This is a genomic window from Pectobacterium sp. A5351, assembly GCF_028335745.1.
GTDB lineage: Bacteria > Pseudomonadota > Gammaproteobacteria > Enterobacterales > Enterobacteriaceae > Pectobacterium.
This window is the reverse complement of record NZ_CP116477.1, coordinates 1,083,494-1,104,075: the sequence shown is the minus strand read 5'-3', so window position 1 is coordinate 1,104,075 and position 20,582 is coordinate 1,083,494. Positions and strand designations below refer to the sequence as shown.

The window sequence follows — 20,582 nt, the reverse complement described above, 5'->3', positions numbered from 1 at the left end:
TTTTTCAGCAGGTCAATAACCGCAATGAAGAGTCAGACGCTGAAAGAGGAACCACAGCCGCAGGTGGATTTCGCATTCGGATTCGTCACGACAAAGCGAGAACCTTCTAGCCCTTCGGTATAATCCACCGCACCACCAACCAGATATTGCAGGCTCATCGGGTCAACCACCAGCGACACCCCTTGCTTCTCAATCGTCATATCGCCGTCGTTGATTTGATCATCAAAGGTAAAACCATACTGGAAGCCACTACAGCCGCCGCCCGTGATATATACACGCAGTTTCAGCTCTGGGTTTTCTTCATCAGCAATCAGGTTTTTCACCTTGCTTGCCGCTGCATCAGTAAATTGCAGAGGCAGTGCTGCTATATCGTCGCTCATATTTTTACTCCCAACTCAGGGCTTATCAGGTGATAGACCCACATTCATACGCTCATTATCCGGCAGGATGAGAAAACGTTCAAGATTTGACAGCGGTTGTTGAATTTATCTCCGCCTCAGCCTGTAATTGGCGCTGTAACGTTCTGGCCAGAATGGACGAATACAACGGCTTGCCTCCCAGGAACTGAGCTGACAACGTCGCCCCCAGACAGGTCACTATCATCGGCAAAATCAGCTGATAATTATCCGTCATTTCCAGCACCAGCACGATCCCAGTCAAGGGCGCACGTACGGAGGCCGCGAACAGCGCCCCCATTCCCGCAATCGCAAAGGTACTCGCATCAATCGCATAATCAGGGAACAGCAGCGCTGACGTCATACCGAATGCCGCGCCTAATAGCGTTCCCAATGCCAACATGGGGGCAAAGATACCGCCGGGAGCCCCGGAGCAAAAACACAGTAATGTCATCAGCACACGTACAGCAAAAATAACGAGCAGCATGCCAATGCTATAATGCGCAGCCGCCGCAGCAGGAATTAACGCAAAACCACCGCCGGTTGCCTCATTGAATACCAGAGACAGTACGCCACAGACGCCACCAGCCAGCACGCCAACCAGTAAAAATCGAGATAAATGCTGACCGTGAAAGCGTAAAAAAACGGCCTGAGTCCGCAACACAAGTTGGTTAAAAACCACGCCAACCACACCAAAGATCATACCGAGCAGCAAATACAGCCAAAGCGTATTCAGCGGCGCAGAAGCAAGCTGCCCGACATCGATAACTGCCCGTTCGCCGTTAAACACGCGGAAGACAATGCTCGACATAATCACACCGATAAAGACAGCTTTGATCGAAATGGGGTTATAGCGAAACTGAGGACGCATTTCCTCAATAATAAAAAGGATGCCCGCCAGTGGACTGACCCCATAAAGTTGGACAGTTCATGTTAAGCGGCTATCAGGGCCCGGGTTCGGTATTCTACCGGACTCAGGCCTTTTAATTTCAGGCTGATCCGCTCGTTGTTATAGTAATGGATATAGTCCTCTATCGCCTTCCTCAGTTCATTCAGATCGCTGAACCTGTTCAGGTAAAAACACTCCGATTTCAGTGTGCCGAAGAAGTTCTCCATCACCGCGTTATCCAGGCAGTTTCCCTTGCGTGACATGCTTTGCGTCATACCCTGTGCCTTTAACTTTGCCTGATAGCCTGCCATTCGGTATTGCCAGCCCTGATCCGTGTGCAGCAGCGGTGTATCCTCCGGTCCGAGCGCTGAGAACGCATCGTGCAGCATCGTATTAACCATCTCCATCACCGGCCTTTCCGACAGGCTGTAGGAGATAATCTCCCGGTTAAACAGATCGAGAACCGGCGACAGGTACAGCTTTTTACCCTGCACCGAGAACTCTGTAACATCCGTGACCCATTTTTCGTTGGCTTTCGATGCACTGAAGTTCCGGCTCAGGATATTGGGCGCAGCCTTGCCCATTTCCCCTTTCCAGGCACGATATTTCTTCACCCTTATCAGAGAGCGGAGTGACAGCTCCGCCATCAGTCTCTGCACAGTTTTATGGTTTACCAACAACCCCTGTTTTCTCAGTGAGAGTGTGATCCTGCGGTAGCCATAACGCCCTTTGTGATAGTGGTAAATCTCTCTGATTTTATCTTTCAGCCCGGCATGCCTGTCCACTCGCTTCAGCGCATTCATATTGTGATACCACGTACTACGGGACATACCCGCTGCACGCAGAAGATCACCGAGCGCATACTCCAGCCTTAGCTCACTGATTATTCCGGCTTTCTGCCGCTTTTCTCGCTTTGAACTAAGGCCTTCAGCTTTTTTAGATAGGCATTCTCTGCGCGCAGGTAACGAAGTTCAGCCCGCAGTTCTTCGGGAGATAACTTTTCCAGTGCAGCATCGGTAAGTGGAGGTGTTTTTTTGGGTTTTGTCATGTCCTTGCTCCGGCCTGGTTTTATGCTCAGAAGTCCTTTCTCACCTGCGTCTTTGTATACATTCACCCAGTGCCGGACAACGGTTTCAGTTGAGATATTAAACCGTGCGGCAGCTTCACGCATCGAAAGTTCTTCATTGAGAACAGTCTGGACAACAGTCATCCGGAACGCCGGAGAATGGCGGTCATTTTTCCAGGTAATGCCATCAATACCATGGAGTTGCCAGGCTCTTACCCAGCGTCGCACTGATGTTCTCTCAACACCAAAGCGTTCAGCTGTACGATGTGTTCCATCTTTTCCGGCGAGGTAGTGATTAACTACAGCTAATCTGGTTTCGAGGGAATATTTTGGCTTTGCCATAAAAAACTGCACCTTACTCAGTTGGGTGTCCAACTTTTGGGGTGCAGTCCACAGAGGCGCATTAAACGCGGCGGATAACCCCGCCGCCGCCCCCGTGGCCAAAAGCGTATGCCGCCCTTCCTGTCGTTTTCGGAGAAATAAATCGGCAATCATTCCACCAACATTACCGCCGAGTTGAACCGTTGGCCCCTCTCTACCCAGCACCATGCCCGAGCCGAGCGTTCCAATGCCGCCAAAGAATTTTACCGGAAGCACGCGCCACCATCGCACAGGACGCAGCTCTTCGAGCGCCCCTTCAATTTCAGGAATCCCCGAGCCGCCCGCTTCCGGCGCAAAGTAACGCACCAGAAAGTAACCGCATAGCGCCAACAGTGCTGAAATCCCAAACGCCAGCCCCCAGATAAAACTGCGGTCCGAGAATTCAGCAAGCGTTGTCATACGAAACGCCATCACCCCATTGACGGCTTTTTCAAACGCGACCCCGACTAATCCCACCAGAGAGCCGACAGCGGCTGCCAGCAGTAAAATCAATACGGGCGTTTTATCCTGCCGCATAAACTGTTTTATTGCGGCTTTGCGCGTTGCAGAGAAAGAAGACGAGGAAGCGGTAGATAATTTAACCACAGGTCGTACTGCCACATCAGAATAAGAGAGAAGTCAATCTTACTCCTTTTAAGGTAATGGTGCCCATGATCGCTCAGCGTAAAACAAAGAAAACTCAATGGTATTCGCACAGCGATTTCATAACGGCGGTCAGTTCATTAGAATACCCCTACATTTTACGATCAAGACCAGTCAGGACCGCGTAATGAACAAATCTGAAAGCCTGTATGCTGCGGCACAGCAACTTATTCCCGGCGGTGTGAACTCACCCGTTCGTGCTTTTAACGGCGTTGGCGGTACTCCGCTGTTCATCGAGCGGGCTGATGGCGCTTATCTCTACGACGCTGACGAGCAAGCGTACATTGATTACGTGGGGTCGTGGGGTCCGATGGTGCTGGGGCACAATCACCCGGCAATTCGTGATGCGGTGATCGCCGCCGCAGAACGCGGCCTGAGTTTTGGCGCGCCGACCGAAATGGAAGTGCAGATGGCACGTCTGGTTACCTCGCTGGTGCCCAGCATGGACATGGTGCGGATGGTCAACTCCGGCACCGAAGCCACCATGAGCGCAATTCGTCTGGCACGTGGCTACACTGGTCGCGACAAAATCATTAAATTTGAAGGCTGCTACCACGGCCACGCCGATTGCCTGTTGGTGAAAGCCGGTTCCGGCGCGCTGACGCTGGGTCAACCGAACTCTCCCGGCGTTCCGGCCGACTTTGCTCGCCACACGCTGACCTGCGTTTATAACGATCTGTCATCCGTACGCGCCGCATTTGAACAATACCCTGACGAGATCGCCGCAATTATCGTCGAACCCGTCGCAGGCAACATGAACTGCGTTCCACCGCTGCCGGATTTCCTTCCTGGCCTGCGCGCCCTGTGCGACGAGTTTGGTGCCCTGTTCATCATCGATGAAGTGATGACCGGCTTCCGCGTCGCACTGGCGGGTGCACAGTCGCACTATGGCGTGGTGCCGGATCTGACCTGTCTGGGGAAAATCATCGGCGGCGGCATGCCAGTTGGCGCCTTCGGTGGCAAGCGTGAAGTCATGCAGGCGCTGGCGCCGACCGGTCCGGTTTATCAGGCGGGAACACTGTCCGGCAACCCGATTGCTATGGCGGCAGGCTTTGCCTGTTTGACGGAAGTCGCGAAACCCGGTGTCCATGAAAAACTCACCGCGTTGACCAATCAGCTGGCAGAAGGCCTGCTGGCTGCCGCGAAAGCCGAAAATATTCCGCTAGTCGTGAATCAGGCGGGTGGTATGTTTGGTCTGTTCTTCACCGATGCCGAGAGCGTCACCTGCTATCAGGATGTGATGAAGTGCGACGTCGAGCGCTTTAAGCGGTTCTTCCACATGATGCTGGAAGAAGGGGTTTATCTCGCGCCGTCCGCTTTTGAAGCGGGCTTTATGTCGCTGGCGCATACGCCACAGGACATCGACCGCACCATCGAAGCCGCACAGCTCTGCTTCTCACGCCTGTAAAGTGTATCTCGACGGCGTCATTCACTCACACTGACGCCGTCGCATTCATCCGTTGTTTCAGCCTTCATGACGCCCTCTCCTCCGTCCCCCCCGTTTTTTTCGTCAGGATTCTCGTTTGAGAATGACAAGCCGTCTCAAATTGGTTATGAGTAAGTCTATGTTCCTGAAAATAGCGGAGAGATTATGTTAAAAATTCTAGGACGCACGTCGTCGATCAACGTGCGGAAAGTGCTGTGGCTGTGTGATGAATTGGCGATTCCCTTCGACCGCGAAGACTGGGGTGAGGGCTATCAGTCACCGCAATCACCCGCGTTTTTGGCGCTCAATCCCAATGCCATGATACCAGTTATTCAGGATGACGATTTTGTCATGTGGGAATCGAACGCGATTATTCGTTACCTCGCCAACGCGAAGGACGGAGCCTGGCTTTACCCGCAGGATCCACGCAGCCGTGCTTCGATCGACCAATGGATCGACTGGCAGGCCTCCGAACTCAATCCTTCATGGCGTTACGCCTTTATGTCGCTGGTGCGCCAATCTCCCGCACATCAGGATCCGCAACTGCTGGCAGCCTCCAGCAACCTTTGGTCACGCACTATGGGTATTTTGAATCAGCAATTGGAGCGAACCGGTCACTACGTTGCTGGAGACGCATTTACACTGGCCGACATTCCGATCGGGCTGTCGGTAAACCGCTGGTATGAAACGCCGCTAGAGCACACGGACTACCCCGCTGTCCGCGCCTACTATGAGCACTTAAGCGCACGTGCAGGCTACCTGACCTGGGGACGAAACGGCACGCCATAAGCGATGTTCATAAGGATAAGACTACGTCGCGCTACCCGGCCCGATACCGCTCATCTCACACGCCAGCGCCCCTGCGCGCTTAAGCGCATACGTGTAGCGTTCATCAAACGGGTAGCAGCACGATAGCCGCAGCGCGTGCTTACAACGGCCGCTCAACGTGTAAAGCTCGCCGGGGGTGACACAAATTCGCTCTTGCAGCAGGCGATGGAATAATTCAACGCCATCCACATTGCCTGGTAACTCCAGCCAAAAGACAAAACCACCCTGTGGCTGCGTTGCGCGCGTCCCTTGGGGAAAATGCCGGGCAATCAGCCCACGCGCCTCATCCATCTGTGCGGCATAGCGACGGCGCAGCGTGCGCAGATGGTGATCGTAACCGCCGGACTCCAGAAACTGCGCCAGCGTTTCCGATAGCAGCGCCGATTCCGCCATTGACGATACCGCTTTCAGCCGCGCCACTTTGGCCCGGAAACGGCCCGACGCCATCCAGCCGATACGAAAATCCGGTGCCAGCGTTTTCGTGAAGCTGGAGCAGTAAATCACCCAGCCTTCGCGGTCGAAGGCTTTCACCGTCGGCGACAGCGGCCAGGTAAACTGAAGCTCGCTGTATAACCCATCCTCGATCAGCGGCACCTGATAATCGTTCACCAGCTTTGCCAGCCGCTTTTTATCCGCCAGCGTCATGCTGCACCCTAACGGATTCTGCGCGTTCGGCATGGCGATAATCGCCTGTAATCGCTGTTCTGACAGCAGCAGATCCAGCGCATCCAGCGCGAGGCCACGTTGCGGGTCGGTGGGAATCTCCACCGTTTTCAGTCCCAGACTGGCTAGCAGGGGAAAGAGATAAAAATAGGTTGGCGTTTCCAAGCCCACACAGTCGCCCGGCTGCGTAACCGTGCGCAGCGCCAGCTGTAGCGCCTCCATACAGCCGTGGGTGATCGTGATATCTTCACGCGTCAATGTCATACCCAAATCCATGGCTCGCCGCGCCACTTCGCGCCGCAGCCGCTCACTGCCCGGCGGCAGCGCATAGCGACCAATCAGTTCAGGCTGCCGCCGCAGCAGGGAAGCGGCAATACGGCTGATCTTTTCGGTAGGGTAGAAATCGGCATGCTGCGGACACGCCAGAGAAATGTTGGTGTAGTCAGGGTGCGTCTGAGCAGCAAAGACGGTATCAATCAGATCCAGTTTCTCACTGCCCGGCACAATCACCTGCGCTCGGTGAGGCTTGCTTTCCGTTAGCGACGGCAGACGCCCCCGCACAAAATAGCCGGACTGTGGCCGTGCTTCGATCAACCCACGATCTTCGAGAATACGCCAGGCATTCAGCACCGTGTTGACACTCACCTGATGCGATCCGGCGACGCGACGAATAGAAGGCAAGCGGCTTCCCGGCGCTAACGTCCCTTGATGAATCGCCGTGGCGAAGGTTTCCGCGAGCTGTTGATAGAGCGTACTTTCTTGTGAGTCGATGATGGACACAGTTCCCCCGCCAGCCGATGAGTACAGTTAACGATTAATGCAATTTGTACCCATTACAATAATTGTTTTGTGTATCTGTAACCATTTATTTTTTCTGCCTACTATAGTGCTCTTCCCCATCACCAGGATAACACCATGCTCGACCCTTCTTTTTTCAGCTACGTCACCGTCATGTCCATCACGCCGGGACCCAATAATCTGCTGCTGGCAACCTCAGGCGTCAATTTTGGCCTGCGCCGTACGTTACCGATGATGGTGGGAATTACCGTTGGCTGTGGGATACAAACGGCACTGATGGGTATGGCCCTGGAACTTCTGCTGAGCTGGATGAGCGTTATCCGCCTCCCTCTTACCGTGCTGGGGTGCGTCTATCTGCTGTGGCTATCGTGGAAAATCGTGCGCTCATCGGCACCGGAACTACAAGGGCGAGTACAGCCGATGACTGCACTGCAAGGGACGCTATTTCAAGCGGTGAATCCGAAGACCTGGCTAATGGCCAGCAACATCGCGCTGCTTTATACCGCCAGCGGTGGCCTTTTCACCACGGTCATCGCCTTTATGGCACTCAATCTGCCCTGCGTTTTAGTCTGGGCAGCGCTCGGCGATCGCATCGGCAAACATCTTCAGGAACCGTGGAAACTGAAAGCCTTCAACGGCATAATGGCGTTCTCTCTGCTACTCACCACATGCTGGATGCTGGCTGAAGCCATCAAGCTCTCCAGCTAATCCCCCGTTGCGGCGGGTTTCCTTTCCCGCCGCGCTCGCGTCATTTCACCTGCTTACGTAGCAGATAAACAAAATAAGGTGCACCGATAAACGTCGCGAGCAGCCCCGCCGGAACCTGCGCCGGAAAGAGGATCATCCGACCAAACCAGTCCGCCATCACCATCAGCGCGCCGCCAATCAATGCCGAACTGGCAATTTGCGGCAACACGCGGTTAAAGCCAAGCATCCGCGCCATGTGAGGCGCCATTAGCCCGACAAAACTCATCGGCCCAACCATCAGGGTTGCCATCGCGGTCAGCACCGATGCCAACAGCAAAACCAGCAGCCGAACTGGCGTGACAGCCACGCCAAGCGATCTGGCCGTCGTGGCACCAAGCGGCAGAATACGCAACCAGCGCTGGCACAGCGGGACAATCAACAGCAGCAGAACGGCAATCACCGCCGTGCGTATTGCGTCTGCCGGCTCGACCGCATAGGTTGAGCCCGACAGCCAGGTCAGCACGGTTCCCATGCGCGGGTCGCCACTGGCCAACAGCAGCGCAATCACGGTGGTGAACGCCATGCTCAGCGCGATCCCAGCCAACAGCATACGCTGCGTGGAGAAACCACCACGTCCGGCAATAATCACCATGATCAGCAGCGTCAACGCCGCCCCTGCACTACCGGCCGGAAGCAGCCACACGAACGCATTACCGGGAACGAAGAACAGCAAAATAATGACGCCAAACGACGCACCGGAGCTAATCCCCAGCACTTCCGGGCTCCCCATCGGGTTGCCCGTCAGTTTCTGTATTAGCGTTCCCGCCACCGCCAGCAGCACCCCGGCTGTTAGCGCCGCCAGCACCCGAGGCCAGCGCCATGAGAGCAACTGCGCTAGCACATCGCCAGCGCCCCACTGCCAGCCTTCGGCATCTTTCCCTACCATCAGCGCCGCGATCACCACCATTCCTAACAGCATGATGCCGAGTACCAGCCACGTTCCCCACAGGCGACGTTCAACCGTCGGCGTGCTGTTGCTGTCGATCATCGCGGGCTGGCCACTATTACGCAGGCGCGGCAGCAGCCACAGTAGCAACGGCGCGCCAATCAGCGCAGTCGCCGCGCCCGTTGGGACATCAAACCACACTCGACTCAGCCAGATAACGCCCTGATCGGCAACGCCAAGCAACAACGCCCCCAACAGCGGCGCGAGCAAAAGGCGGTGAAGCAAGCGCCGTGCGCCCAGCATTTTCGCCAGCAGCGGTGCAAACAGGCCGATAAAACCGATAATCCCCGCAGCGTTCACCAACTGAGCACACAGGAAAATCCCCAGCCCCAGCGCACTCAAACGTGCCAGCGATAGCCCAAGCCCCAGATTACGCGCAACGCCGTCATCCAGCCCCAGCAGCGTTAGCGGGCGAATCAACAGCAGCGCCAGACAGAAACACGCCAGAAGACGCGGAAGCACAAACTGTACATTGCTCCAGTCCTGCTGGTTCAGTACGCCGCTGCTCCACAGGAACAAGCCCTGAAGCTGCTCATGATGGAAAAGCACCAGTAGCTGATTGACCGCGCTACAGTAGAAACTCAGCACCAGCCCCGCCAGTATCAGCGTCACCGGCGATAATCGCTTGCCCCAGGCGACGCCAAACACCAACACACCAACCACCAGCGCGCCGATCATCGCCGCGGCCTGCTGGGTCCATGCGCCGCCGGGCAGCGCCCACAGCGTAACGACCGTGATCCCGAGCTGTGCGCCCGTGGCAATCCCCAGCGTTGACGGCTCGGCCAGCGGATTACGCAAGACCTGCTGGAATAACACACCGCACAGCCCCAGCCCCGCGCCAATCAGCAGCGCCAGCACCATACGTGGCAACAGGCTGTAGTAAAACAGAAGCGGCTGCATCGTGTTCGATACCGGTTGGCTCAGCGCGTCAAACCACTGTGATACCGGTAATTGCTGCTGCAAATTGTAGCTGCCCATACCCAGCATCACGATCAGTAGAAAACCCATCACGACCACCGGCAGCACCAGCGGATGACTCACGCGTTGATACGCGGTCGAGGAACCAACAGACAGAGGATTAGCCATGATTTCTCGCCTCCAGTGCCTGATTCAATACACGGCAGAAGCGCATCGCCGAGAGCGTTCCGCCATACAGCCAGACAGCCGGCACGCGCTGCACACGCTGTTGACGTACAAACGGCATGGCCTGCCAGATCGGATTGCTATCAAGCCGATCGAGCGCGGCACTATCACCGTGTTCAAAACAGAGCACATGGGCATCGCCGATCTCCGCCAAGCTTTCAATACCCACAATCGTACTGCCCCAGAAGCTGGTTTCACCACGCCAGGCATTCTCTATCCCGATGTGATCCATCACTTCCTGAAACAGGCTGTTCTTGCCAATCACCAACACATGGCGACTGTCGACCAGCGTGATCAGCAGCAGAGGCCGCTGGGTATACGGCTGAAGGGTGATTTTTTCCTGCTGGAGAAACTGCGCCAGTTCCGTCAGGTGTCGTTCCCCGGCCGCCTTCATATTTAGCGCATCAGCCAGTTTCATGACCGAGGACTGTGCCGCCGTCAGCGGTTTTCCCTGTTCGCTGCTAAAGCCAAAGCCCAGCATCGGAGAGATACGGGACATTTTCGCGACCGAAGGACCGTAGCCTTCAGAGTAAAGAATCATGGATGGGCGAATCTGCGTCAGCAATTCCAGATTAGGTTCGGTACGCAGCCCCACATCAATTACCGATTCAGGCAGTGCAGGCTCTTTCACCCACAGGTTGTAGTTATGTTTATCCGCGATCGCGAAGGGTGTGATGCCTAGTGCCAGAAGCAGCTCAACCGGCAACCATTCCAGCGCCACAATGCGGTTTAGATCGGGAAAATCACGCGTTCCTCCCCTGCTTGCCGCCGAATAAACCAGTGGGGACAGCAGCAGCGCCGTCAGCAAACGACGGCGTAGCGGATCGGGAGAGGGTGGAGAAGAAAAACATTCAGGCATCATGAGCAGGGAAACCGAGTTAACAAACGAAGCTGACCGGTGCGCCACCAGCCGGATGGGGCAAAATGCCCATGGGAATACCGTAGATGTTTTCCAGTACGTCCCCTTGCATCAGCGCGACAGGCTCACCCTGCGCAATCATGTTGCCACCGCGCAGTGCCACCAAGTGATCGCAGTAGCGGGCAGCCATATTGATATCATGCAGCACCGCAATGACGGTGATACCGCGCTCGCGGCTCATGCGCTGAATCAGCGCCAGCACCTCAACCTGATGGGCAATATCCAATGCGGAAGTTGGTTCATCCAGTAACAGACAGCGGCTATCCTGCGCCACCGTCATCGCCAGCCAGGCTCGCTGCCGTTCCCCGCCGGACAGGCTATCCACCAGACGATTCGCGAATGGCTTTAGTCCTACCAGCATGATGGCTTCTTCGACCTTTTCCCGATCGGCACTACCGAAACGGCCTAATGCGCCATGCCACGGGTAACGCCCTACAGCCACCAGTTCACGCACGGTCATCCCTTCGGCGGCAGGAAGCTGCTGCGGTAAATAAGCCACCTGACGGGCGAACAATTTGCTGTCCCAGCTTCCAATCACCTGTTCTCCCAGCAATGCCGTTCCGCTGCTGGCAGGCTGGTGACGGCCCAAAATTTTCAGCAAGGTCGATTTGCCCGAGCCGTTATGCCCAATCAGGCCGCATACTTTCCCGACAGGGAACGTGATAGAGAGCGGGTGTAGCAACGTGCGTCCGGCGACAGAAAAGCTGACGTCGTCCAGTCTGAAGGTGGTATCAGGCAGTACAGTTTGATTTTGCATAGCGTTTTTGGTTTGTAGTGTCACCGAAGGAAAGGGGTGAGCAGAATTCACTATTCCCGTAATCGTCAGTCTAAAAGAGAACGATAATGATTACGATAAAGGCAGCATGATAGGCGCAACAGAATACCAATCGCAAGACTTTTACCTGTCAGCAACAGAATGGCATGGCAGGAAAAGCGGTCTCAGGCAGGATGCGGTGCTCGTCTCAAAATAGCAGAGAAAAAAAATCCAATTAGATTCAGCCTATTAGGAACATTTTATGCCACTATTGAGGCGGTTTCGTGCGCGATAATACCGTTATTTTCATGCTACCTTGTAGCACGCGCCCGACATAGGGGGCTACGCCAGCCCCCTATGAACCCCGGCTTTTAGCGCGAATTATGCCGCTGACGCGGTTCCTTCGTCGGTATCAGGCTTAACGGACCGCTTGCGACACGTTTACTCGCCCCATAAATGGGGCTCGCCCTTCGGGCCAGCACAAGTGCTGTTCAAAAACGTCTTTGACGTTTTTGTCCGACGTGGCGCAAGCTTTCGCCGCGTCCATGCGGCTCATCCTAAGCCTGCTATCTCCTCAGCATAATTTTTTACGCCAGATAACGACAAAACACGTGATTCCCCTGTCTTTATCTATAAGAAACAATAGATTAACCGGGGGCAGTGAGAAGCGCTTATTGACCAAACATTTGTTTGATCCAGTCAGCGACACCTTCTCCGTTTTGCTGATCCTGCTGCGCCGAAGGCTGCGGCTGGCTGGCCTGACATAGCGCCTGCGGGTTATCCGTCCAGACCGGCAGTACGCGTCCGGCGCTGCTGCCGTTACAGATAAAGTTACCGCTGGCATCCACCGTCATGGTCGTAATGCCTTCCGGCGGCGTCAACATGAGCGGCAGAGGCGTTTGGTTTTCCAGATAGCGACGATAAATCGTCAGCGCACCGTTCGCCCCGGTCAGCTTGGCCGGGCCGTTGTTATCGCGCCCTACCCAGCTAATCGCCACTTCTTTACCGTCGATACCGGCAAACCAGCTGTCACGCAGGTCATTGGTGGTACCGGTTTTCGCCGCCAAGTGATAATTCGGGAATTTCACCGCCAGCGAACGCGACGTACCGCGTTCGACAACCTGCTGCATACCATACAGCGTCAGATAGGCCGCCTGCGCCGGAACCGCCCGTTCGGCCTGCGGGAAGCTCTGGTACAACACCGTACCATCTTCCGCAATCACCGAACGCAGTGAGGAAAGCGGTGCACGGTTGCCGCCGCTGGCGATCGTCTGGTATTCCTGCGCCACTTCCATCGGCGTCAGACTGATCGCCCCCAGCAGCATAGCCGGTACAGGCTGAATCACGTTTTCCGGAATCCCTAAACGCTTCAACGTTTCCGTGATCTGATTCAGTCCCACGGCCATCCCCAGATTGACGGTCGGCACGTTCAGCGAGTTCGCCAGCGCATCAACCAGCATGACGCGGCCGCGGAACTCACGATCGTAGTTCTTCGGCTGCCACAATTGCCCGTTCGGCTGTTTGATCGACAGCGGCTCATCCGCCAGCCAGGTATTCAGACGATAGCTGTCCGGCTGACTCAGGGCTGTCAGGTAGGTCGGCGGCTTCGCCAGCGACCCAACGGGGCGACGCGCCTGTAGCGCACGGTTAAACCCGGCGTACTGCGTTTGAGAACCGCCCACCATCGCGCGAACTTCGCCGCTAAAACGATCGACAATCACCATCGCCGCTTCCAGATCGCTGACGTTACGGCCTGCGCGCAGTGCCGGAACCCCGACTTCCACCGCTTTTTCCGCCGCATCCTGCGAGACCGGATCGAGCGTGGTAAAGATCTTCACGCCGGAGAGATCGTTAACCTTGTCGCCAAGCCGCTGTTGCAGTTCCTGACGCACCAGTTGCATAAACGCGGGCTGAGGGCTGATGACGCCGCCTTTCGGCTGTACACCCAGCGGACGCGCGCTCAGCATGTTGTACAGATCGGCATCAATCACCTGCTGATTCTGCAACAGACGCAGCACCAGATTGCGTCGCTCTAACGTAATCTCCGGATTACGCCACGGATTGTACAGCGACGCCCCTTTCACCATCCCCACCAGCAGCGCCTGCTGATCGAGACTCAGTTCATTCACCGGGCGACCAAAATAGTACAGGCTGGCAAGCGGGAAGCCGCGGATCTGATCGTTACCGCTCTGACCAAGGTACACCTCGTTAAGGTACAGCTCAAGGATACGATCCTTGCTGTAGCGGTAATCCATGATCAGCGCCATATAGGCTTCATTGGCTTTACGCCACAGCGAACGCTCGTTAGTCAGGAACAGGTTCTTAACCAACTGCTGCGTCAGCGTACTGCCGCCCTGTACCGCGCGTCCTGCCGTGATGTTGGCTAAAAACGCACGGCCAATCGAGTACAGGCTAATACCATCATGTTCATAAAAATGGCGGTCTTCGGTCGCGACCAGCGTATCAACCAGCAGATCGGGGAAGCCGGAACGCGGCACGAATAAACGCTGTTCGCCATTCGGTGACTGCATCATGGTGATCAGTTTCGGATCGAGACGGAAAAAGCCGAAGTTGCGCTGGTTGTCCAGATTCTGGATCTGCGACAGGCGATCGTTGGCAAACGTCAGACGCGCCTGAATCTGCCCTTCTTTCCCATCAGGGAAATCAAAAGGCCGACGCAGCATATCGATACTGTTGCCGCGCACGCTAAACTCGCCCGGACGGGTAATCCGGCTTACCTGACGATATTGCATGCCTTCCAGCAGACTAATCATCTCTTTCTGACTGTAGGCCATGCCGGGTTCAAGGTTGACCATGCGGCCATAGACGGCGGCGGGCAACTGCCAGACTTTGCCTTCAATACGGCTGCGGATCTGGCTGTCGAGGTACACACCATAGATCGCCATCGCCACGGCAAAGATCAGGAACAGTTTAATTGCCAGTCCCAGCCAACGTCGCCTTCTCTGCGATTTACGCGTCATGGTTTCGTCGCCGTCATCATCATCGTCGTCATAGTCGTCCTGATAATCATCGTAGTCATCATCATCATAGTCGTCATCCCTGCGACGTCGTATAGCCTGTTTGCGTTCAGGTTTACGTTTTGGCGCTCTCCCTTTGCGTCCGATAGGTTCGCGGTCATCCCCAGACATTACAATAACTTCTCCATCAGGTTGTTCACGGCTATCTGCAGTGCGCTCAAGCCGCCTACTCTGTTTCCAGCCCCTTTTTTGGGAAAGCGGAAACGTCTGAAATTAGTGATTCTGATATTTCTTGGTACGCCTCGTTGGAGCCGTATTCGCCGGATCGTCCGGCCAGACATGCTTGGGGTAACGCCCCTTCATCTCTTTTTGCACCTCGCGGTACGTGCCTTGCCAAAATGCGGCTAAATCACGCGTAATCTGTAGTGGACGCTGCGCTGGCGATAAAAGCTCCAACACCAGCGCCACACGACCTTCCGCCAGCAGCGGGCTCTGCTGCTCACCGAACATTTCCTGCATCCGCACCGATAGCACCGGTGGCTTATCGTCATAATAGGCGATAGGCAAACGACTGCCCCCGGGTGCCGTGTAGTGCGTGGGCAATGCGCTATCCAGCCGCTGGTGCAGCGACCAGTCCAACAGCCGCAGCAGCGCATCGCTCAAACTAATCTGGTGCAGCGCTCGTAAATCACGCACGCCGGACAGCGACGGCTGTAGCCAGATTTCCAGCGTTGCCAGCAGCGTTTCATCATCCACTCGCGGCCAGTCAACTTCAGGCAACCACTGGTGAGCACACTGTAGCCGGGCGCGTAGCTGCAACGACGCCTCGTCCCAGTTTAATGCAGCAATGCCCTGCTCCCGAATCCAGGATAACATCGCCTGCTGTAGTGCTTCATCGGAAGGCTTGTTCAGCGGGCGTGTTCTCAAGGTCAGGCAACCTATCTGGTCACGCTGGCTGGCGCGCAGAGTACCCTTTTCTTCGTCCCAGTGCACCACGTTATGTTCATTTATTAGTCCGGGTAGCCGCCGTTCCAGCCGCTCAATATCCAGCGGCAACGCCAGCAGGATCCGCGCCTCCGCGCTTTGCTTATTTTGCACTAATCGATCGTTCTGTAAGAGCGTCGGAGCCAGCAACCACTCCGTACCCGACAGCGCGTCATCAGCCGACATCATCGCGCCGCTTCCGTTAGCAAGCTGGTAGCGCCCATCCTGACTGCGCCGCCGGGCAATGCGGTCTGGGAAAGCCTGCGCCAGCAGCCAGTCGGCTTCTCCACTGTCAATATGCCCAAAATCAGCGATACGCCCCGAAGCCGTCGATAAACGACGCGTTAGCTGTTTTGCCCGCCGCAGCCAGTGCGGCAGCGGACGATGCAGCCAATCGGCCAGATTGATCGACCCGCTACGCGGCGGCTCTTCCAGTATCGCCGCCAGACATCCGGCGGTGGCCAGCGCATCTGAATTTTGCTGTGAAGCGGCATACAACATCGTCGCCAAACGAGCATCGCTACCTAGCGCGGCGATCTTGCGCCCCTCTGCGGTCAACCGATCCTGTTCATCGGTAATGCCAAGCTGGCGCAGTAGCTGGCGTGCGGCATACAGCCCGGGAGCGGGTGGTGTATCCAGCCAGGTTAACTGCGCCACATCGGTACAGCCCCACTGTAATAAGTCCAGCCAGACGCTGCTTAAATCGCTGTTCAGTATCTCAGCGTCGCTTTGCGCCGCTGCGCGTTCTGCCTGTTCACGCGAGCACAGGTGCCAGCAAATGCCGGGGCTTAAGCGTCCGGCACGTCCGGCGCGCTGCACCATAGAGGCCTGACTGATTCGCTGTGTCACCAATCGGGTGACGCCGCTTTTCACATCAAAGCTGGCAACACGTTCAAGACCGCTATCCACCACCAGCCGGATCCCTTGAATCGTCAGACTGGTTTCTGCAATATTGGTGGCTAACACCACCTTACGACGACCCGGCTCGGCAGGCAGAATCGCCTTTTGCTGCTCCGCCAGCGTTAATGCGCCGTATAACGGACAGAGATCCGTCTCGCCCGACACGCTATTTTCCAGCAGTGCCTGCACACGGCGAATCTCCGCAACACCGGGCAAAAACAGCAGCAGCGAGCCGTCTTCTTCACTGAGCAAGCGTCGCACCTGTCGCGCCACGCCCTCTTCCAATCGTTCCTGATTATTTAGCGGCGCGTAACACCGCTCAACCGGATAACTGCGACCTTCAGACACCACGCAGACAGCTTCCGGCAGCAGCGCCGCCAGCCGCGCATTGTCGAGCGTGGCGGACATAATCAGCAGTTTTAAATCGTCACGCAGCCCTTGTTGCACATCGAGCAATAGCGCCAATGCCAAATCGGCCTGCACGCTGCGCTCGTGAAATTCATCAAGGATAATCAGCGCCACGCCTTGCAGTTCCGCATCCTGTTGCAGCAAACGGGTTAACATCCCTTCGGTGACGACTTCCAGTTTCGTTGCGTCGCTCACGCGGCTTTCTGAGCGCATGCGATAACCTATCGTCTGTCCCGGTTCCTCACCGAGCTGCTGCGCCAACCGCCAGGCTACGCTCTTCGCCGCCAGACGACGCGGCTCCAGCATGATGATGCGCCCGTTCAGCTTACCCTGTTGCAGCAATTGCAACGGCAGCCAGGTCGATTTTCCCGCCCCTGTTGGGGCATTGAGCAGCACCTGAGGCGCGGTATGTAGCGCCGTTATGACATCATCCAGCACAGCGCTGACGGGCGGTAAAATCACAGACATCTCCGTATAAGGTTAACTTTCAGCGGCGAGCATTGTAGCATCATGATGAATATCGCATCGGATGGAATCAGCACAGAGAGATCGCCATGTCAGCCCCCCGCCGCCTGTTTTTTGCCCTATCACTACCGGAAACCATACAGCAAGAGATTATCCGCTGGCGTGCCGAGCACTTCGCCCCGGAAGCGGGTCGTCCGGTCGCGGCGGCCAACCTTCATCTGACGCTGGCTTTTTTGGGTGACGTTAGTGAACAAAAAGCGCAGGTTCTACAGACATTGGCGGGCCGCATCCATCAACCCGCCTTTTCCCTTACGCTGGATGACGCCGGACACTGGCCACGTCCCGGCGTGGTCTGGCTGGGCTGCCGCCGTGCACCGCGTGGGCTGCTACAGCTCGCGGAACTGCTGCGCTCTCAGGCCGCACGCAACGGCTGTTATCAAACGGCATTACCTTTCCATCCACACATTACGCTATTGCGCGGCGCGACTCGCCCCGTTGCGATTCCCCCCGCCACCTTCAGTTGGCAGGTCGACATGACGCACTTTTCGCTTTATGAGTCACTTTTCGACAATGGCAAAACCCGCTATCAACAATTGGAAAGCTGGCCATTTATTAAATAAGTGAGCAGGCGGATAAACGCATAAAACAGGATACGCATGGACTATAACCCACGTTTACAACCTGCCCGGTTGATTAAGCGTTACAAACGCTTTTTGGCCGATGTCGTGACCCCGGAAGGTGAGACGCTTACGCTGCACTGTGCCAATACTGGTGCGATGACAGGCTGTGCCACGCCCGGCGATACCGTTTGGTACTCAACGTCCGATAATCCTAAGCGTAAGTATCCACAGAGCTGGGAACTGACTGAAACGCAACAAAATCACTGGATTTGTGTCAATACTCTGCGTGCCAACACATTATTGTACGAAGCCTTATTGGAAAATCGCATAGAAGAGTTGGCGGGCTATTCGGACGTAAAAACAGAAGTGAAATACGGTACGGAAAATAGCCGAGTCGACCTGCTTTTGCAGGCGCCGGGTAAGATTGACTGCTATATTGAGGTGAAATCCGTCACATTATTGCAACATGAATGTGGTTACTTTCCCGATGCGGTTACACTCAGAGGGCAGAAGCATCTACGTGAGCTGCAACAGATGGTTTCCAATGGAAAACGCGCGGTACTGTTTTTCGCCGTGCTCCATTCAGGAATCCAGCAGGTTTCTCCCGCCCGGCATATTGATGCACGCTATGCGGAATTATTTACAGAAGCACAACGGGCAGGGGTTGAAATTTTATGTTACGGCTCCACATTATGCCCTGACGGTATTACATTGACGCACAAACTACCGTTGTTGGCATGACGTAAAAGCATTGCATAACACGCCAAACGCACCATAAAAGGCGTAACACATTGTTTATTATTTAATGTATACGGGTTGTTCCTCACACTTTATCAGGCCGGTGTCAGGAAGCATTGCCAACCCCATCTTCATCTGCTATTTATAGCGGCCTGTTTTTTCCCCCTTTTGGGGGCCGATATACCCAGATAGCTGAAGTTCTGGTCAACAACGCCGCATCTTCACTGCATAAAAGGGTATTATGCGTGTCGTGTTATGTAGGAGAAGCAACATGCAAGAAGGGCAAAACCGTAAGACATCTTCTCTGAGCATTCTCGCAATTGCCGGAGTAGAGCCGTACCAGGAGAAGCCGGGCGAAGAGTATATGAACGATGCTCAGCTCGCTCATTTCAAGCGTATTCTTGAAGCATGGCGCAACCAACTCATGGATGAAGTGGATCGTACTGTATCGCACATGCGCGATGAGGCCGCTAACTTCCCCGATCCTGTGGATCGTGCGGCGCAGGAAGAAGAGTTCAGTCTCGAACTGCGTAACCGTGACCGTGAGCGCAAGCTGATCAAGAAAATCGCCAAAACGCTGGTGAAAATCGAAGAAGAGGATTTCGGATTCTGTGAATCCTGTGGCGTCGAAATTGGCATCCGCCGTCTGGAAGCACGTCCGACAGCCGATCTGTGTATCGACTGCAAAACACTGGCAGAGATACGCGAAAAGCAAATGGCAGGATAATCCTCCTGCCCAGAATCGGCTCCTGCCCGTCGCAGGGGCCGACTCCAGGCACGCTACCGCTGATGAATAATGATGTTCATCACGCTATTTTCTGTCTGGATGAAACGCTGACGAGATAGCACCGACCCCTTATGTCTGGAACAGCTTGTTTTACACAAAAAAGTCGTTTTGCCGAAAAAAGTAGGTTTACAGAGAAAAATAGCTTTACCGAAACTCCCCCTTCTCCTGAAGCGAATCCCTTTACTGAAACCGACCGCTACGTCGGGCGTTTTGCGCCCTCTCCCTCTGGCGATCTGCATTTTGGCTCACTGATTGCCGCACTGGGTAGTTATCTTCAGGCTCGTTCCCAACAAGGGCGCTGGCTGGTACGCATTGAAGACATCGATCCGCCACGGGAAATTCCTGGTGCCGCCTCCCGTATACTGGCACAGCTAGAACACTACGGCCTGCACTGGGATGGCGATGTGGTTTACCAATCACAGCGCCATGCGCGTTACCGTGAGATTCTTCAGCTACTGCAACAGCAGGGAATGAGCTATTACTGTACCTGTACGCGCAGCCGTATTCAGCAGTTAGGTGGACACTATGACGGCTATTGCCGGACGCGTAACCTGCCCGCCGACAACGCCGCGCTACGCCTGCGTCAGACGGCGCCGGTATTTCATTTTCACGATAGATTACGTGGCGACCTGCATGCCGACATGGCTCTCGCGCAGGAAGATTTTATTATCCACCGCCGTGACGGGCTGTTTGCCTATAATCTGGCTGTCGTGATCGACGATAACGATCAGGGAATTACGGAAATCGTGCGCGGAGCCGATCTTATCGAACCGACAGTCCGGCAAATTTCGCTCTATCAGCAATTGGGCTACACGATCCCTGCCTATGTTCATCTGCCGCTGGTGCTGAATACAGAGGGAAATAAACTGTCCAAACAAAATCATGCCCCAGCGCTGCCGAACAGCGATCCGCGTCCCGTGCTACTTGCCGCACTGCAATTTCTAAATCAACCGCTGCCGGAAAACGCGCAAGACATGACGCTTTCCGCACTGCTGGCATGGTCCGTCGCGCACTGGTCGCTTGATATCGTCCCGTTACAGGCGGCAATAAACGCGTCCGCGATCACATCAGCATTCTCAAAGGGGCATTGGTGAGCTATGATTAG

15 protein-coding genes and 2 pseudogenes are annotated in these 20,582 nt (G+C 55.4%); 7 read left to right on the top strand and 10 right to left on the bottom strand.

The features are described 5' to 3' along the window. Positions 1-32: 32 nt before the first annotated feature. The 4 genes and pseudogenes from erpA to O1Q74_RS05265 all read right to left on the bottom strand — a co-directional run. On the bottom strand, positions 33-380 hold the full coding sequence (gene erpA, locus O1Q74_RS05280; protein ID WP_015841270.1) for an iron-sulfur cluster insertion protein ErpA: 348 nt from the start codon (positions 378-380) through the stop codon (positions 33-35). A gap of 79 nt (positions 381-459) precedes the next feature. Beyond that, a pseudogene (gene clcA, locus O1Q74_RS05275) lies at positions 460-1,302 on the bottom strand (H(+)/Cl(-) exchange transporter ClcA); the annotation flags it as partial. Positions 1,303-1,328: 26 nt separating this feature from the next. Next, positions 1,329-2,692, bottom strand: a protein-coding gene (locus O1Q74_RS05270; protein ID WP_271873361.1) for an IS3 family transposase whose coding sequence is annotated in 2 segments (ribosomal slippage) — positions 1,329-2,215 and positions 2,215-2,692 — 1,365 coding nt in all. Because the reading frame shifts where the segments join, the coding sequence is not laid out codon by codon here. Between the two features lie 51 nt (positions 2,693-2,743). Then, a pseudogene (locus O1Q74_RS05265) lies at positions 2,744-3,247 on the bottom strand (chloride channel protein); the annotation flags it as partial. A gap of 253 nt (positions 3,248-3,500) precedes the next feature. On the opposite strand from O1Q74_RS05265, the gene hemL reads away from it, so the two are divergent. After that, on the top strand, positions 3,501-4,781 hold the full coding sequence (hemL, locus tag O1Q74_RS05260) for a glutamate-1-semialdehyde 2,1-aminomutase (RefSeq protein ID WP_271876730.1): 1,281 nt from the start codon (positions 3,501-3,503) through the stop codon (positions 4,779-4,781). A gap of 183 nt (positions 4,782-4,964) precedes the next feature. Continuing rightward, positions 4,965-5,588, top strand: a complete 624-nt coding sequence (locus tag O1Q74_RS05255) for a glutathione S-transferase family protein (RefSeq protein WP_271876727.1) — start codon at positions 4,965-4,967, stop codon at positions 5,586-5,588. A gap of 21 nt (positions 5,589-5,609) precedes the next feature. Here the strand turns inward: O1Q74_RS05255 and O1Q74_RS05250 are convergent, their stop codons facing one another. After that, the gene (locus O1Q74_RS05250) at positions 5,610-7,070 is read right to left on the bottom strand and encodes an aminotransferase-like domain-containing protein (RefSeq protein WP_271876725.1); all 1,461 of its coding nucleotides are present in this window, start codon (positions 7,068-7,070) and stop codon (positions 5,610-5,612) included. Between the two features lie 135 nt (positions 7,071-7,205). Here O1Q74_RS05250 and O1Q74_RS05245 point away from each other — a divergent pair, with 135 nt between their 5' ends. Further along, a complete protein-coding gene (locus tag O1Q74_RS05245; protein ID WP_271876722.1) occupies positions 7,206-7,796 on the top strand; it encodes a LysE family translocator in 591 nt (196 codons plus the stop codon). A gap of 40 nt (positions 7,797-7,836) precedes the next feature. Here the strand turns inward: O1Q74_RS05245 and fhuB are convergent, their stop codons facing one another. The 5 genes from fhuB to hrpB form a co-directional block, all read right to left on the bottom strand. Continuing rightward, a complete protein-coding gene (fhuB, locus tag O1Q74_RS05240; RefSeq protein ID WP_442953139.1) occupies positions 7,837-9,789 on the bottom strand; it encodes a Fe(3+)-hydroxamate ABC transporter permease FhuB in 1,953 nt (650 codons plus the stop codon). 70 nt (positions 9,790-9,859) lie between these two features. Then, positions 9,860-10,786, bottom strand: coding sequence for a Fe(3+)-hydroxamate ABC transporter substrate-binding protein FhuD (fhuD, locus tag O1Q74_RS05235; protein WP_271876716.1), 927 nt, complete (start codon positions 10,784-10,786; stop codon positions 9,860-9,862). Positions 10,787-10,802: 16 nt separating this feature from the next. Then, positions 10,803-11,600: a Fe3+-hydroxamate ABC transporter ATP-binding protein FhuC gene (gene fhuC, locus O1Q74_RS05230; protein WP_271876714.1), complete on the bottom strand. Its 798-nt coding sequence runs from the start codon at positions 11,598-11,600 to the stop codon at positions 10,803-10,805. A 668-nt stretch (positions 11,601-12,268) separates the two neighbouring features. Then, positions 12,269-14,746 carry a bifunctional glycosyl transferase/transpeptidase gene (gene mrcB / locus O1Q74_RS05225; RefSeq protein ID WP_271876711.1) on the bottom strand — a complete coding sequence of 826 codons (2,478 nt, stop codon included), beginning with the start codon at positions 14,744-14,746 and terminating at the stop codon, positions 12,269-12,271. A 102-nt stretch (positions 14,747-14,848) separates the two neighbouring features. Beyond that, complete coding sequence (gene hrpB, locus O1Q74_RS05220; protein ID WP_271876708.1) at positions 14,849-17,329, bottom strand: ATP-dependent helicase HrpB; 2,481 nt, start codon at positions 17,327-17,329, stop codon at positions 14,849-14,851. Between the two features lie 92 nt (positions 17,330-17,421). Between hrpB and thpR the strand changes: the two genes are divergently transcribed. The 4 genes from thpR (at position 17,422) to gluQRS (ending at position 20,571) form a co-directional block, all read left to right on the top strand. Beyond that, positions 17,422-17,952: an RNA 2',3'-cyclic phosphodiesterase gene (thpR, locus tag O1Q74_RS05215; protein WP_271876705.1), complete on the top strand. Its 531-nt coding sequence runs from the start codon at positions 17,422-17,424 to the stop codon at positions 17,950-17,952. Positions 17,953-17,988: 36 nt separating this feature from the next. Then, the gene (gene sfsA, locus O1Q74_RS05210; RefSeq protein WP_271876702.1) at positions 17,989-18,693 is read left to right on the top strand and encodes a DNA/RNA nuclease SfsA; all 705 of its coding nucleotides are present in this window, start codon (positions 17,989-17,991) and stop codon (positions 18,691-18,693) included. A 268-nt stretch (positions 18,694-18,961) separates the two neighbouring features. Continuing rightward, complete coding sequence (gene dksA / locus O1Q74_RS05205; protein ID WP_010280759.1) at positions 18,962-19,417, top strand: RNA polymerase-binding protein DksA; 456 nt, start codon at positions 18,962-18,964, stop codon at positions 19,415-19,417. Positions 19,418-19,548: 131 nt separating this feature from the next. After that, a complete protein-coding gene (gene gluQRS, locus O1Q74_RS05200; RefSeq protein ID WP_271876697.1) occupies positions 19,549-20,571 on the top strand; it encodes a tRNA glutamyl-Q(34) synthetase GluQRS in 1,023 nt (340 codons plus the stop codon). The last annotated feature ends 11 nt before the right edge of the window (positions 20,572-20,582 follow it).